This is a genomic window from Collibacillus ludicampi (assembly GCF_023705585.1).
Classification (GTDB): domain Bacteria; phylum Bacillota; class Bacilli; order Tumebacillales; family BOQE01; genus Collibacillus; species Collibacillus ludicampi.
Genome location: NZ_BOQE01000001.1, coordinates 3,134,302 through 3,147,533 on the forward strand (window position 1 = coordinate 3,134,302; position 13,232 = coordinate 3,147,533).

Below are 13,232 nucleotides of genomic sequence, written 5' to 3' on the forward strand. Positions count from 1 at the left end.
AAGTAACCATGGCAATTCGAATGATTCGATTGGAAGGAGATCCGGTATTACGACAAGTGGCAAAGCCGGTTCCGGAAATTACTAAGAATATCCACAAATTGTTGGACGATATGGCTGATACCATGTATGACGCGGAAGGGGTGGGTCTGGCCGCGCCGCAAATCGGTGTTTTGAAACGAGTCGTCGTTATCGACATCGGCGAAGGTTTAATCGAATTGGTAAACCCGGAAATCGTTTTGACGGAAGGCGAACAGTACGGTCCGGAAGGATGTCTATCCATCCCCGGATTTCACGCGGATGTGTTGCGTCCGAACCGCGTTGTGGTTAAAGCGCTCAACCGTCATGGGGAAGAGATCACGGTTGACGGGGAAGGTCTTTTGGCAAGGGCGCTCGCGCACGAAATCGATCATCTGAACGGCGTCCTCTTCATCGATCATTTGCCTGAATATACCAAGCTAGACAGACTGCGCAAGTAATTGGCTGAGGTGACGAGGATGCGAATCATATTTATGGGAACTCCCGATTTTGCGGTGCCCAGTCTCAAGACGCTCGCGGAATCTCCGCATGAGATCGTTACGGTTGTTACACAACCGGACAGGCCGAAAGGTCGCGGGCGCACACTCACACCTCCCCCCGTAAAGATCGCGGCACAAGATTTGAAGATTCCCGTTTTCCAGCCGGAGAAGGTGCGCGCGGAAGATGCTTTGGACAAACTAGCAGCGCTCAAACCGGATCTGCTGATCACAGCAGCGTACGGACAAATCCTTCCGAAACGGCTCCTTGATCTCCCCTCACTTGGGTGCATCAATGTTCATGCTTCGTTGTTGCCGCGTTGGCGGGGGGGAGCGCCTATCCATCGGGCGATCATCGAAGGCGACAAGGAAACGGGTGTCACGATCATGCGGATGGTCGAAGCGCTCGATGCGGGCGATATTTTGTCACAAGTGACGGTTCCGATCACCGAAGAAGATACGGCAGGAACATTGCATGACAAGCTGGCAGAAGCGGGTGCAAAGCTATTAAGCGAAACGTTACCGCACATCCTGTCAGGTGACGTCCAAGGGACTCCACAGGATGAACGTTTGGCTACTTATGCACCGAATCTCACACGGGAAGATGAACAGATCGACTGGACGAAACCGGCAAGGCAGATCGTCAATCAAATTCGCGGCCTCAATCCGTGGCCGGTGGCGTTTACAACCAGTGAGGACAAAATTTTCAAAATATGGAAAGCGCGAATCGATGATGAGTATTCGGTTCAAGATGAACCGGGTACTGTGCTCTCTGTCACGAATGATGCCATTCGCGTTCAAGCAGGGAAAGGTATCGTGGCGATTCAAGAGATTCAACCGGCCGGAAAAAAACGGATGAGCGTTGAAGCGTTTTTACGGGGAAAACAGATGGCTCCAGGAAGCCGTTTTCTTGTATCTATCAGCGAAGGAATGTGAACGGATGAAGACTGTACGAGAAGTCGCGTTAGATGTATTGCTTTCCATTGAAACACAGGATGCTTATAGCAATCTGGCGCTGCAGAACGCACTGCGAAAAAACCGTTTCACTCCGCAAGACACCGCATTATGTACGGAAATCGTGTACGGAACCGTGCAGCGTTTAAACACGATTGACGCGTATATACGCCCCCGTTCAAAACAGCCGCTTGAGCGTCTCGAACCGTGGGTGCGCAACCTTTTGCGTTTGACTGTATACCAGTTGAAATGGCTGGATCGCGTGCCCGCCTTCGCCGCGATTCATGAAGCGGTCGAAATCGCCAAGAGGAGAAACCCGCGTGCGGCCGGTTTTTTGAATGCCGTGTTACGCGCTGTACAAAGGCAGCCTGATTTGAAAGTACCGTCACCTGAAGACGATCCCGTTCGGTATCTCTCAATCGTACACTCGCATCCTGACTGGCTTGTGCGTAGCTGGATTCGATCCTACGGATTTGCGGAAACGAAAGCCATGTGCGAGGCGAACAATGGGCGGCCTTCCCTCAGTTTGCGTGCGAACAGATGCCGCATAACAACCGACGAGCTTCTGGATATACTTTTAAAAGAAGGGTTTAACGCCAAAGCTTCATTGGTCAGCCCGGATGGTGTCGTGTTGCAAAACGGTGGGGATGTGACAAAATTGCGGGCATTTCGTGAAGGGTATTGCACCGTTCAAGATGAAAGTTCGATGCTCGTCGCTCCTTTCCTCGCTCCAAAGCCAGGCATGCGGATTCTGGATGCGTGCGCGGCACCGGGGGGAAAGACTACCCATTTGGCGGAACAAATGGGGGATGAAGGAGAGGTCGTCGCTACCGATATCCATCAACACAAAGTGGAGCTGATTCGCACGGCCGCCAAACGCCTTGGTTTGACATCGATCCGTGCGCTGGCGGGAGATATTCGCGAGCAGATCAGTCAGCTGGGGAAATTTGATGCGATTTTGCTCGATGCGCCTTGTTCTGGTTTTGGCGTCATTCGTCGTAAGCCCGATCTTAAATGGAAGAAGAAACCGAGTGATGTGCGTGCTATTCGCAAGATTCAACAAGAACTGTTACGAACCGTAGCCGATTCATTACATACGGGGGGTATCCTCGTTTATTCCACTTGTACGGTGGGACCGGAAGAAAATATCGATGTGATACGGGAATTTTTGCAAGAACGGGATGATTTTCAAATCGATGCGCCGGAACCGTATTTGCCTGCGCATGTATGCCAACGTGCGCGGATTGCGGAAAGGACTGTGCAAATTTTACCGCACGATTTCGGAAGTGACGGATTTTTCATGGTACGGCTGAGAAAAATGTAAAAGACTGATGACTTCAAACAGAGAAGGTGATCCAGATCGAACTGCAAGTCTTATCTCCCCAAGAAACGGATATACAGACTCAATTATATAATATGCGATTGTCGGAAATGGAACAATGGATGGAAAGTCTTGGGCAGCCCAAATTTCGGGCCAAACAGGTATTTACATGGCTGTACAAAAAGAGGGCGATATCCGTTTCCGAAATGACCGATTTACCCCAAGCGTTACGCGAGCATTTACAACGGTCAACCGTGATACGAACCATGAAGGAAATCACGCGTCAGGTATCGAAAAAAGACGGGACCACGAAATTTCTCTTTCAGTTGCGTGATGGCGCAACGGTTGAGACCGTCCTGATGCGTCATAATTACGGGAATTCGGTGTGTGTGTCTACGCAGGTCGGTTGTCGTATGGGATGTACATTCTGTGCATCGACGCTTGGAGGATTGATCAGGAATCTGACGGCTGGAGAAATCGTGGAGCAGATTATGGCTGTGCAACGGATGCTCGATGAGGAAGGAGCGCGCGTTTCTTCGGTCGTCCTGATGGGATCGGGAGAACCGCTCGAAAACTATGAGCCGTCGATGCGATTTGTCGATATTATCACAAACCCATACGGGCTTAATATCGGTGCGCGTCACATCACGGTGTCAACGAGCGGCCTGGTTCCCGCAATCCGCCGTTTGGCCGATGAAAAAAGACAAATCACCCTTGCGATATCCTTGCACGCGCCGAATGATGAACTTCGCACATCCTTGATGCCTATCAATCGAGCATGGAACGTAGAACAATTGATGGATGCAGCCCGTTATTATTTTGCCCAAACGGGGAGACGGATCTCTTTTGAGTATGCGTTAATTGGCGGGGTCAATGATCAATTGCCTCAAGCTCGCGAATTGGCGGAGCTTGTTAAAGGCCTGCCCTGCCATATCAACCTGATTCCGGTCAATTATGTGCCGGAGAGAAACTGGAAGCGCTCATCGAAGGAAGATATCCGGGCTTTTGTCGATGAATTGAACCGTTTGGGGGTTAACGCGACCGTGCGCCGCGAAATGGGAAGCGACATCGCGGCAGCATGCGGTCAATTGCGTGCACAGAAAGAGGGGAGAGTCTGAGGGGGGAGTTTCATGGAACAAGCTGCCATGACTCATATCGGATTGGTTCGCCAGGTGAACGAAGACGGTTATGCACTTCTTCTCGATACACATCCATACCGTGTCGTGATGGTTGCGGATGGAATGGGAGGACATCGGGCTGGGGAAGTGGCCAGTTCCGTGGCGATCGAGGAAGTGGAGAGCGAATTGCGTCAACGGATGAAGGAAGGAATACCGGAAGACGTATCACCTTTAGAATTGGTAACGGAAGCGATTCAGATCGCCAATCAAGCGGTTTATCGCCGGGCGTCCAGTACGCCCGGCTGCTCTGGTATGGGGACAACCATCGTTGTTGCATTGTATGACAGGAAAGAGGTGTGGCTCGGTTTCATCGGGGACAGTCGCGCGTATTTGATTAACAAAGAAAGTATTCGCCAACTGACCGATGATCATTCGCTGGTGAACGAGCTAGTAAAAAGCGGCCAGATCACCGCAGAAGAGGCTAACAATCACCCGCAGCGCAATATCTTGACACGCTCGTTGGGTACAGACTTGTATGTCCAAGTGGATACCCTGCATACCCCGTGGGTAAAAGATGACATTCTGCTTCTCTGCTCGGACGGCTTGACCAACCTGATCAGCGAGGAGATCATCGCGGATGTGTTGCGCGGAGAAGGAACTATGGAGAGCAAACTGCAACAATTGGTAAACCTCGCACTGCAAAAAGGCGGGAACGATAACATCACGGTCGTTGCCGTACGCAATACAGATGAAGACGAGGAGCGGGGTGATGGCAGGTGATCGGCCGTATATTGGGCAATCGCTATGAGATCATGGAACGTATCGGCGGAGGAGGGATGGCGATCGTATATCGCGCTCTCGACATGTTGTTAAATCGCTCTGTGTCGATTAAAGTTCTACGCTCCCAGTTTGTTTCGGACGAAGATTTCGTGCGCAGGTTTCGCCGGGAAGCACAAGCGGCTGCCAGCCTTTCACACCCGAATATCGTGAATATATACGATGTAGGTACAGAAGGAGAAATTTACTACATCGTCATGGAGTATGTGGACGGCAAAACGTTAAAAGAAATCATTCAGGAAAGAGGGCCTCTCCCCATTGAAGAAGCGATTGACATCGCCAAGCAGATCTGTAACGCTCTGCATCATGCACACGAGAACAACATCGTACATAGGGATATCAAACCGCATAACGTTCTGATCAGTAAAGAAGGGCGCGTAAAAGTTACCGACTTCGGCATCGCGCGGGCGATCACCTCAAATACGATGACACACACCGGATCGGTACTCGGTTCTGTTCATTATTTTTCTCCGGAACAAGCCCGCGGCGGGATTACTGACGTAAAATCGGATATATATTCATTAGGGGTCGTTCTCTACGAAATGGTAACAGGGGAGTTGCCCTTTTCGGGTGAGAGTCCCATAACGGTTGCACTCAAGCATCTACAAGATTATTTTGTCGAGCCGAGACAATTGAATCCCGAAATCCCGCAGAGCGTCGAAAATATCATTTTAAAAGCGTTGGCGAAAGATCCGCATGTGCGTTATCCGTCTACTCGCGAGATGTATCATGATCTCGAAAATGCGCTCATCCGTCCGGATGTACCCAAGTTCGTACCTCCTGTTCAGACGGTTGAACAAAAGACGATTCAGATCCCGGCCATCGGATTGCAACAAGCTTCCCGTGATGACCAGCGAGAAGAGAAAGCGAGCATGGAACGTACGCAAGGATCGGTTCAGCAGAAGGAAAATCGTCGGAAAAAATGGTGGAAGCCTTTCGTATGGATATTTTCTGTGCTGCTCATCCTCATTCTCGGTCTTTCTGCCGGTTATTATTTGATGTTTGCTTATAACCGTCCGCCGGATGTACAAGTACCGCGGGTGATCGGAATGACCTATGATGAAGCCGTTCAGCAACTTGTTGACACAGGTTTTAAACAGGAAAACATCAAACGGGTCGATGAGTATCCGGTTGACAGTGCGGATCAACAACCGGAAGGGCACGTATTCAAACAGGATCCGGAACCGAGTACAAAGGTGAAATCGGATCGCATCATCACCTTGTATGTGAGCAAGGGGCAACAATCGATTACGATGCCGAACCTGGCGCAACTCTCGCTCGATTATGCGAAACGGTCGTTGAAAGACGCAAAACTGAAAGATTCGGATTATCAAATTATAGAAACGTATAATAACTCAGTTGACAAAGGAAAAGTGTTTGCCCAGGAGCCTGATCCGGGTACTACGATCGTTCCCGGAAAAACACCTGTGAAAATTTATGTTTCGAAAGGTCCTGAAATGGTTACCGTTCCAAATGTGATCGGTAAGAATGTGAATGATGCAACCAATCGATTAGTTCAAGCAGGGTTGAGTGTTTCGGGGATCGACAAAGAACAGTCAAACGAACCGGCTGACACGGTGATTCGCATGTCGCCGCAGGCTGGAACACAGGTAGCTAAGGGCGAACAAATCCGGCTTGTGATTTCACAAGGGCCGCCTGCTACTCCTGCACAGGGACAGAAAACTGCTTCGTACGATGTGAAAGTGACGGTGGATGAAAACAAACCTCCCGTTGAGATTCGCGTCACGAAGAGCGATGCAACCGGTGATGATGTGGAAGTATTTAAAGACACATTGAAAACTTCTCGCACCATTCCGGTGACGTTAACCCTGCAACCCGGTAAAGACGGTGTCATTCGCGTGTATCAGGATGGAGTGTTAAAAGATGAGAAGAAAATTCCTTATAATACACAACAATAGATCCAGAGGTGTGAAATGCAAGAAGGAGTAATTGTTAAAGCGTTGTCTGGATTCTATTATGTGGAAGATGGTCAAACGATCCGTATGTGTCGTGCCCGCGGAGTTTTTAAGAAAAAAGGGATCATACCGCTCGTCGGTGATAAAGTCACTTATACACCGATCGGAACGCGCGAAGGCGTAATCGAGGAGATCCTCGCACGGAGAGTCGAACTGGTTCGTCCGCCAATCGCCAATGTGGATCAGGTTTTACTTGTTTTCTCTGTGAAAGAACCGGAATTAAATTTGTGGCTGCTGGATCGCATTCTCGTACATACGGAACGCGCACGTTTACCAGGTGTCATTTTGTTCACGAAATCCGATCTGTTAGAGAATGGGGACGAGTGTCAACTATGGGTGTCCGCGTACGAGAAATTGGGGTATCCAGTACTCATGGTTTCCAGTCGAACGGGCGAAGGAATCGAGGATGTTCGGTCACTTGTGAACGGAAAAATCTCCGTAGTGGCCGGGCAGTCGGGAGTCGGTAAATCGTCCTTGCTCAATCAACTGTCTCCCGAATTGCGTCTCAAGTCGGCGGAAGTGAGTCACAAGCACGGACGCGGACGGCATACGACAAGACATGTCGAGCTTCTCCGTCTTGCCAGCCGGACATATGTGGCGGATTCCCCAGGGTTCAGCCAATTGGAATTTGGAGACATGGAACCGGAAGAACTCGCCGCTTGTTTCCGCGAAATCTTCGAACTGGGTCAACAGTGCCTCTACCGCGGTTGTCTGCACGAAACAGAAGAGGGATGTGCGGTGCGTCCGGCCGCTCAGGAAGGACGGATGGCGCCGTGGCGGTACCAAAATTATCTGGAGTTTCTCTCAGAACTAAAAGATATGAAAGAGAGAAGGTTTTAACAGTGATGATCAAAGTCGCACCTTCTTTATTGGCGGCCGATTTTGCAGAACTTGCCAAGGAAATACGAACCGTAGAGGATGGCGGGGCTGATTGGTTGCACGTGGATGTGATGGATGGACATTTCGTACCCAATATCACGATGGGCCCGTTTGTTGTCGATGCGATTAAAAGTCATACCCGTCTGCCTCTCGATGTTCATCTGATGATTGAAGAACCGGATCGCTATATCCCTGAGTTTGTAGCGGCAGGGGCTGATGTGGTCAGTGTTCATGTAGAAGCGTGTCCCCATTTGCATCGCACGCTTCAATTGATCAAGTCTTTGGGCGTAAAAGCTTCAGTTGCATTGAACCCGCATACGCCCATATCGATGATCCAGCATGTCATCAACGATTTGGACATGGTTTTGCTGATGACTGTGAACCCAGGTTTTGGCGGTCAGAAATTTATCCATCATGTTGTCCCCAAGATCCGCGAACTTCGCACCCTGCTGGACGAGAATCATTTGACACACGTGGATATCGAAGTGGACGGAGGGATCAATGTGGAGACGGCAGACCTGGTCAAGGAAGCCGGAGCCTCCGTATTAGTGGCGGGAAGCGCGATTTTCAAGGCGGAAGACCGTGCACAGATGATTCGTCAAATTCGTGGATCAGACGGTTAAGCTGCTCGAAAAAAGGGCAGCTTTTTTGTTTTCATGAGTCTCTTTGTGGTTCTTGGCACATTTTATCCGGGAGGGAATATATATATACCGACGGTAATCGCCCAACGTATTACATTTGAGGTGTGAACATTTGTCGCGGCATCATCTGTCATTCCGGTGAGGGTAGGGATCAAATGAAGGAGGGGTCACGTTGAGGTTTTATACAATTAAATTACCGAAGTTTCTTGGTGGTATAGTCAAAGCATTATTGAATGCTTTTCAAAAAAGTTAAAAAGCACCTTCAACAGGTGCTTTTTCTTTTAAATGGCACGCTTGACTTTGCCTGCTTTCAGACAGCGGGTGCAAACGCGCACGCGCTTTACGGTACCGTTTACGATGGTTCGAACTTGTTTAATGTTCGGCAACCAACGACGTTTGGTCAAAATATGTGAGTGGGAGATTTGGTTTCCCGCTTTTGGTTCTTTGCCACATACTTCACAACGCTTAGCCATTTCCTTGCACCTCCTTAAAGGGAACAATATCCGATGGGTTCCCCTTCCACATCTTGTATCTGATTCTCACAAATCGACTCAATGATAATATCATATTCGCGAATGACGTGCAACAACAGAGCAGCGAATGGTTACCTCGCTTAAGAAAGAGAATGACTTTCCGCGGGTATTGGGATATAGTAAAATTAGAATAATATAATCGGCCAAAGTGATCTGGAGGTGCAACCCATGCCGAAAGAATTGCAAACATCGTTTGGAAAAATCTCGATATCGGAACATGTCATCGCTACGGTCGCCGGTATGGCTGCGATGGATTGTTATGGCTTGGTTGGAATGGCTTCACGCAAACAGGTGAAAGATAGTATCACAGAACTTTTGGGTAAAGAAAATCCCGGCAGAGGGGTCGAAGTGAAGCTTCTTGACGATGAGTTGATCGTAGAACTTTACATCATAGTAAGTTACGGCACTCGCATCTCCGAAGTGGCTCTCAATGTTATGGAAAAGGTCAAATACACCTTGGAGACCATGTTAGGTCTCGTCGTCGATAAAGTGAATATTGTTGTTCAAGGTGTTCGGGTGACCGGTGACCGATGAGGAGGGACTTCATGGATCAGAAAGTGTTGGACGGAACACGATTTGTCAGAATCGTGTTGGCCGCTCATCACAGTCTGGAAGCGAACAAAGAACATGTAAACGCATTAAACGTTTTTCCGATCCCAGACGGTGATACGGGAACGAATATGAGCATGTCTTTTGCTTCCGGTGTACAAGAAATGATGGAATATAAAGGCACGGAACTGTACAAACTGGCCAATTCCTTATCGACGGGACTGCTTATGGGTGCACGCGGAAACTCGGGTGTCATTCTCTCACAGTTATTTCGAGGTTTTGCTCATGCAATTGCTTCGCAGAACGAGATCGATGTCAGGCAATTTGCGAGCGCTCTGCAAAACGGTGTACAGACCGCATATCGTGCGGTTGTAAAGCCGGTGGAAGGAACGATTCTAACCGTTGCCAAGGAAGCAGCCAGGGCGGCACAAGCGGCTGCAAAGAAAGCGGATGCTACAATCCGATCCGTTTTGGAAGTCTTAGTTGCGGAAGCGGAACGCGCGCTTGCCCGTACCCCGGATCAACTGCCGATCCTACGTCAAGCAGGAGTTGTCGATTCAGGCGGTCAGGGTCTGGTATACATATACAAAGGTTTTCTGGCGGCGATGACAGGGGAAGAAATGGAAGGAGAAATCCAGGAACTCATCGATCGCTTTTCTTCGGATGCAAACGTCCGATCGCCGAGTTTGGCTCCGCACCATGGTACGGACGAATTCGGTTATTGCACCGAATTTTTTATTCGTTTGGAGAATCGTCCTCTAACGGATGAGAGTGCGGAACAACAAATACGGCAAGCTCTTAGTGGATTCGGAAATTCACTTCTCGTCGTCGCGGACAAACAACTCGTCAAAATACATATTCATGCTATGCGTCCGGGGAAAGTATTAGAACGTGCCATGGATTTTGGCCCTTTGTCCAAGATTAAGATCGACAACATGACGGAACAATATCATCGTCTTCATCATAACGTTCAGGAAACGGTTGAAGTGCATGAAGAGGAGCCTTCGGAACAAAGGGCTGCAAGACGATATGCGATCGTAACGGTTGCTGTAGGTGAAGGGATCGTCGAGGTATTTCAAAGTCTTGGGGTCACTCAGGTGATTGAGGGCGGACCGACGATGAACCCTTCGACAGAAGATATCATGAAAGCCGTCGAAGAAACCGGAGCGGAACATGTCTTCGTTCTCCCAAACAACGCGAACATCATTATGGCGGCAGAGCAGGCACAAAGCGTTCTGCGAGAGCGCATGACTGTCATTCCAAGCAGGTCGATTCCGCAAGGGATCGCCGCAGTGCTCGCCTTTCATGAGGAGCATTCTCAGGAAGAGAATCGAGCGATGATGACGGAAGCTCTCAGTCGAGTCAAATCGGCTTCGATCACGCAGGCGGTCAGAAATTCCCATTTTCAAGAACATGAGATTCGCGAAGGAGACTACTTGGGGCTCTACGAAGGAAAAGTGGTTTCGATCGGCCATGAACAGGAATTGACTGCTCAAGAATTGCTTGCGAAAATATTGGATGAAGATGATGAACTTGTGACTGTTTTCTATGGTGAGAGCGTAAAACAAAGGGATGCCGAATCGCTGGTAGATAAGTTGTCTTCTTCGTATAAACATTGTGAGTTTGAGCTTCAATACGGGGGACAACCTTTATATGACTTTATCTTTTCTATCGAATAGCCAACCATTATTCATTCCTGTCCCTAGGGACAGGAATGTTTGTTATGTTCATCTCAGATAGCCTTGTGCAAGAGAAAAACTGTCCCACTAATATTTAGAACGGATGTTGATGAAACGTGAGTCTAAAGACGATACCTGTGTATCATGTGGCTGGAGTAGGGCCGGCTCGCGGACGCGATCTGGCGCGATTGGGTATTTACACGGTTGATGATCTGCTGACATATTTCCCATTTCGTTATGAAGATCGCAGTGCTCAGCCTCTATCGCTCAACGTGAATGAAAAACATGTGACGGTTCGCGTAACGGTTACGGGAAAACCGGGAGTACGTTATCGCGGAAGACGATCGACCCTCAGTGTACCTGTGATTACGGAAGAGAAATACCCGCTAACCGCCATTTGGTTCAATCAAGCTTATCTTCGGGAACAGTTGCAACCCGGTCGGCTCGTCACACTGACGGGAAAACTGGATCGTATGCGCAGGACGCTGGTGGTGGCTCATCATGATTTTTCCACATCAGAGGATTCGGTACATAGTGGAAGATTTGTACCGATTTATCAGGTTTGCGGAGATCTGACTCCAAAGGTTATGCGTTCACTGATGATGACCGCCTTGCGTCAGTATGGAGCGCAGGTCGAGGAAATTTTGCCTCATGAATTGATCCGCAAGTTCAAGTTGATCAATCGGCGCGAGGCACTTGAACGAATCCATGCGCCAAAAGACGAACAGAGTCTCAAACAAGCGAAGCGTCGATTGATTTTCGAAGAATTTTTCCTGTTCCAATTAAAACTGCAAGCGTTTCGTTATCTGCATGTCCATCAGCAACCCGGAATTTCACATACGTTCACTGATGAAGAGATTGAACGTTTTCTGCGCGCACTCCCTTTTCGACTGACAGACGCGCAGATGTCAGCGGCACGTGATATCCTCCGTGATATGCGGTCTGCGAAACCGATGAACCGCCTTGTGCAAGGGGATGTAGGTTCCGGGAAAACGGTCGTGGCACTGATGGCGATGTATGCGGCTTTTGTTTCCGGGTATCAATCGGCATTGCTTGTTCCCACGGAGATACTCGCGGAACAGCATGCTCGTGCAGCAGAAAAGCTGCTCGCGCCTTTGGGGGTTCAAATCGAACTGCTTGTCGGATCGCAGAGGGAAAAGGAGCGTGCGGAACGATTGGCTCGTATTCGCTCGGGCGAGGCGCATGTGGTTGTGGGTACGCATGCGATTCTGGAAGAGGCCGTTCAGTTTAACAAGCTATCGTTGGTAATCACAGATGAGCAGCATCGTTTTGGCGTCCGTCAAAGGGCGATTTTTCGCCAAAAAGGGCATCACCCCGACGTACTGTTTATGTCGGCGACACCGATCCCCCGTACATTGGCCATGACATTGTTTGGCGATCTCGATGTATCGGTGATTGACCAATTGCCGGAAGGCAGGAAACCGATCGAAACATACTGGGTTTCCCCTGCCAAGGAGGATCAGGTCATTCGTTTTATTCGTAACGAGTTGCTGAAAGGACGACAGGCTTATATCGTGGCTCCGTTGGTGGAAGAATCGGAAAAAATTGAAGGGGTCGAGAATGCGGTTGATATTTACGAACGATTAAAAGATCGTTTTGTCGGTTTTGAAGTGGGTCTCATGCATGGTCGTTTGAAGGGAACGGAAAAAGACGAAATCATGCGGCGTTTCGTCGCGAATCAAATACAAGTATTAGTATCGACGACAGTGATCGAAGTGGGAGTAGACGTTCCCAATGCTACGATCATGTTGATTTATAATGCGGATCGTTTTGGTCTGGCACAACTTCATCAATTACGGGGACGAGTCGGCCGCGGCGAGCATGCGTCCACCTGTATACTAATCGCGGACCCGTCCACGGAGACGGGGGTGGAGCGTTTGAAAGCGATGGTATCCACGCAAAACGGATTTGTCTTAGCGGAAAAAGATCTTGAACTGCGAGGTCCCGGCGAATTCTTTGGCCTCCGACAAAGCGGTGTTCCTGAATTCAAATTGGGAAACCTGGTGGAACATGCGCACATCATGCGCGTGGCAAGAGAAGAAGCGTACCGTTATATCAGTAACCCAGATTTTTGGACGATGCCCGCCTGTGCGCAATTGGTACAATATTTGAAAGAGGAACGCGTTCTCCTCGCACCTTTAGCGGATTAGGTGAGAGTCTGCGAAGAACCGATTCGCGTGATACGGTACATGAAAGGTGGGCAATGCGTGAA

At 49.3% G+C, this 13,232-nt stretch carries 13 protein-coding genes; 12 read left to right on the top strand and 1 reads right to left on the bottom strand.

All coding sequences use genetic code 11. The features are described from left to right. Window positions 1-8: 8 nt before the first annotated feature. From def to spoVM, 9 genes are all read left to right on the top strand, one after another. The gene (gene def / locus DNHGIG_RS15835) at window positions 9-476 is read left to right on the top strand and encodes a peptide deformylase (protein ID WP_282200495.1); all 468 of its coding nucleotides are present in this window, start codon (window positions 9-11) and stop codon (window positions 474-476) included. Window positions 477-494: 18 nt separating this feature from the next. Next, window positions 495-1,448 carry a methionyl-tRNA formyltransferase gene (fmt, locus tag DNHGIG_RS15840; RefSeq protein ID WP_282200496.1) on the top strand — a complete coding sequence of 318 codons (954 nt, stop codon included), beginning with the start codon at window positions 495-497 and terminating at the stop codon, window positions 1,446-1,448. A gap of 4 nt (window positions 1,449-1,452) precedes the next feature. Continuing rightward, window positions 1,453-2,790 carry a 16S rRNA (cytosine(967)-C(5))-methyltransferase RsmB gene (rsmB, locus tag DNHGIG_RS15845; RefSeq protein ID WP_282200497.1) on the top strand — a complete coding sequence of 446 codons (1,338 nt, stop codon included), beginning with the start codon at window positions 1,453-1,455 and terminating at the stop codon, window positions 2,788-2,790. A 26-nt stretch (window positions 2,791-2,816) separates the two neighbouring features. Beyond that, complete coding sequence (gene rlmN, locus DNHGIG_RS15850) at window positions 2,817-3,905, top strand: dual-specificity RNA methyltransferase RlmN (protein WP_282200498.1); 1,089 nt, start codon at window positions 2,817-2,819, stop codon at window positions 3,903-3,905. A 12-nt stretch (window positions 3,906-3,917) separates the two neighbouring features. After that, window positions 3,918-4,685, top strand: a complete 768-nt coding sequence (locus DNHGIG_RS15855; RefSeq protein ID WP_282200499.1) for a Stp1/IreP family PP2C-type Ser/Thr phosphatase — start codon at window positions 3,918-3,920, stop codon at window positions 4,683-4,685. Further along, window positions 4,682-6,661, top strand: coding sequence for a Stk1 family PASTA domain-containing Ser/Thr kinase (pknB, locus tag DNHGIG_RS15860; RefSeq protein WP_282200500.1), 1,980 nt, complete (start codon window positions 4,682-4,684; stop codon window positions 6,659-6,661). The genes DNHGIG_RS15855 and pknB overlap by 4 nt, the downstream gene beginning before the upstream one ends. 15 nt (window positions 6,662-6,676) lie before the next feature. Continuing rightward, window positions 6,677-7,558: a ribosome small subunit-dependent GTPase A gene (rsgA, locus tag DNHGIG_RS15865; protein WP_282200501.1), complete on the top strand. Its 882-nt coding sequence runs from the start codon at window positions 6,677-6,679 to the stop codon at window positions 7,556-7,558. A 5-nt stretch (window positions 7,559-7,563) separates the two neighbouring features. After that, window positions 7,564-8,220: a ribulose-phosphate 3-epimerase gene (gene rpe, locus DNHGIG_RS15870; protein ID WP_282201454.1), complete on the top strand. Its 657-nt coding sequence runs from the start codon at window positions 7,564-7,566 to the stop codon at window positions 8,218-8,220. Between the two features lie 190 nt (window positions 8,221-8,410). Next, on the top strand, window positions 8,411-8,491 hold the full coding sequence (spoVM, locus tag DNHGIG_RS15875; RefSeq protein WP_282201455.1) for a stage V sporulation protein SpoVM: 81 nt from the start codon (window positions 8,411-8,413) through the stop codon (window positions 8,489-8,491). Window positions 8,492-8,519: 28 nt separating this feature from the next. Here spoVM and rpmB read toward each other — a convergent pair whose 3' ends face one another. After that, complete coding sequence (gene rpmB, locus DNHGIG_RS15880) at window positions 8,520-8,711, bottom strand: 50S ribosomal protein L28 (protein WP_282200502.1); 192 nt, start codon at window positions 8,709-8,711, stop codon at window positions 8,520-8,522. Window positions 8,712-8,939: 228 nt separating this feature from the next. On the opposite strand from rpmB, the gene DNHGIG_RS15885 reads away from it, so the two are divergent. The 3 genes from DNHGIG_RS15885 (at window position 8,940) to recG (ending at window position 13,170) form a co-directional block, all read left to right on the top strand. Next, on the top strand, window positions 8,940-9,305 hold the full coding sequence (locus tag DNHGIG_RS15885) for an Asp23/Gls24 family envelope stress response protein (RefSeq protein WP_282200503.1): 366 nt from the start codon (window positions 8,940-8,942) through the stop codon (window positions 9,303-9,305). A gap of 11 nt (window positions 9,306-9,316) precedes the next feature. Next, window positions 9,317-10,999, top strand: coding sequence for a DAK2 domain-containing protein (locus tag DNHGIG_RS15890; protein WP_282200504.1), 1,683 nt, complete (start codon window positions 9,317-9,319; stop codon window positions 10,997-10,999). A 116-nt stretch (window positions 11,000-11,115) separates the two neighbouring features. Beyond that, window positions 11,116-13,170, top strand: coding sequence for an ATP-dependent DNA helicase RecG (gene recG, locus DNHGIG_RS15895; RefSeq protein WP_282200505.1), 2,055 nt, complete (start codon window positions 11,116-11,118; stop codon window positions 13,168-13,170). Window positions 13,171-13,232: the final 62 nt, after the last annotated feature.

Coding starts and splice junctions, on each gene's coding strand:
- rsmB (WP_282200497.1), top strand. CDS start 1,453: ATGAAGACTGTACGAGAAGTCGCGTTAGATGTATTGCTTTCCATTGAA.
- fmt (WP_282200496.1), top strand. CDS start 495: ATGCGAATCATATTTATGGGAACTCCCGATTTTGCGGTGCCCAGTCTC.
- DNHGIG_RS15885 (WP_282200503.1), top strand. CDS start 8,940: ATGCCGAAAGAATTGCAAACATCGTTTGGAAAAATCTCGATATCGGAA.
- rpmB (WP_282200502.1), bottom strand. CDS start 8,711: ATGGCTAAGCGTTGTGAAGTATGTGGCAAAGAACCAAAAGCGGGAAAC.
- DNHGIG_RS15890 (WP_282200504.1), top strand. CDS start 9,317: ATGGATCAGAAAGTGTTGGACGGAACACGATTTGTCAGAATCGTGTTG.
- rsgA (WP_282200501.1), top strand. CDS start 6,677: ATGCAAGAAGGAGTAATTGTTAAAGCGTTGTCTGGATTCTATTATGTG.
- rpe (WP_282201454.1), top strand. CDS start 7,564: ATGATCAAAGTCGCACCTTCTTTATTGGCGGCCGATTTTGCAGAACTT.
- DNHGIG_RS15855 (WP_282200499.1), top strand. CDS start 3,918: ATGGAACAAGCTGCCATGACTCATATCGGATTGGTTCGCCAGGTGAAC.
- def (WP_282200495.1), top strand. CDS start 9: ATGGCAATTCGAATGATTCGATTGGAAGGAGATCCGGTATTACGACAA.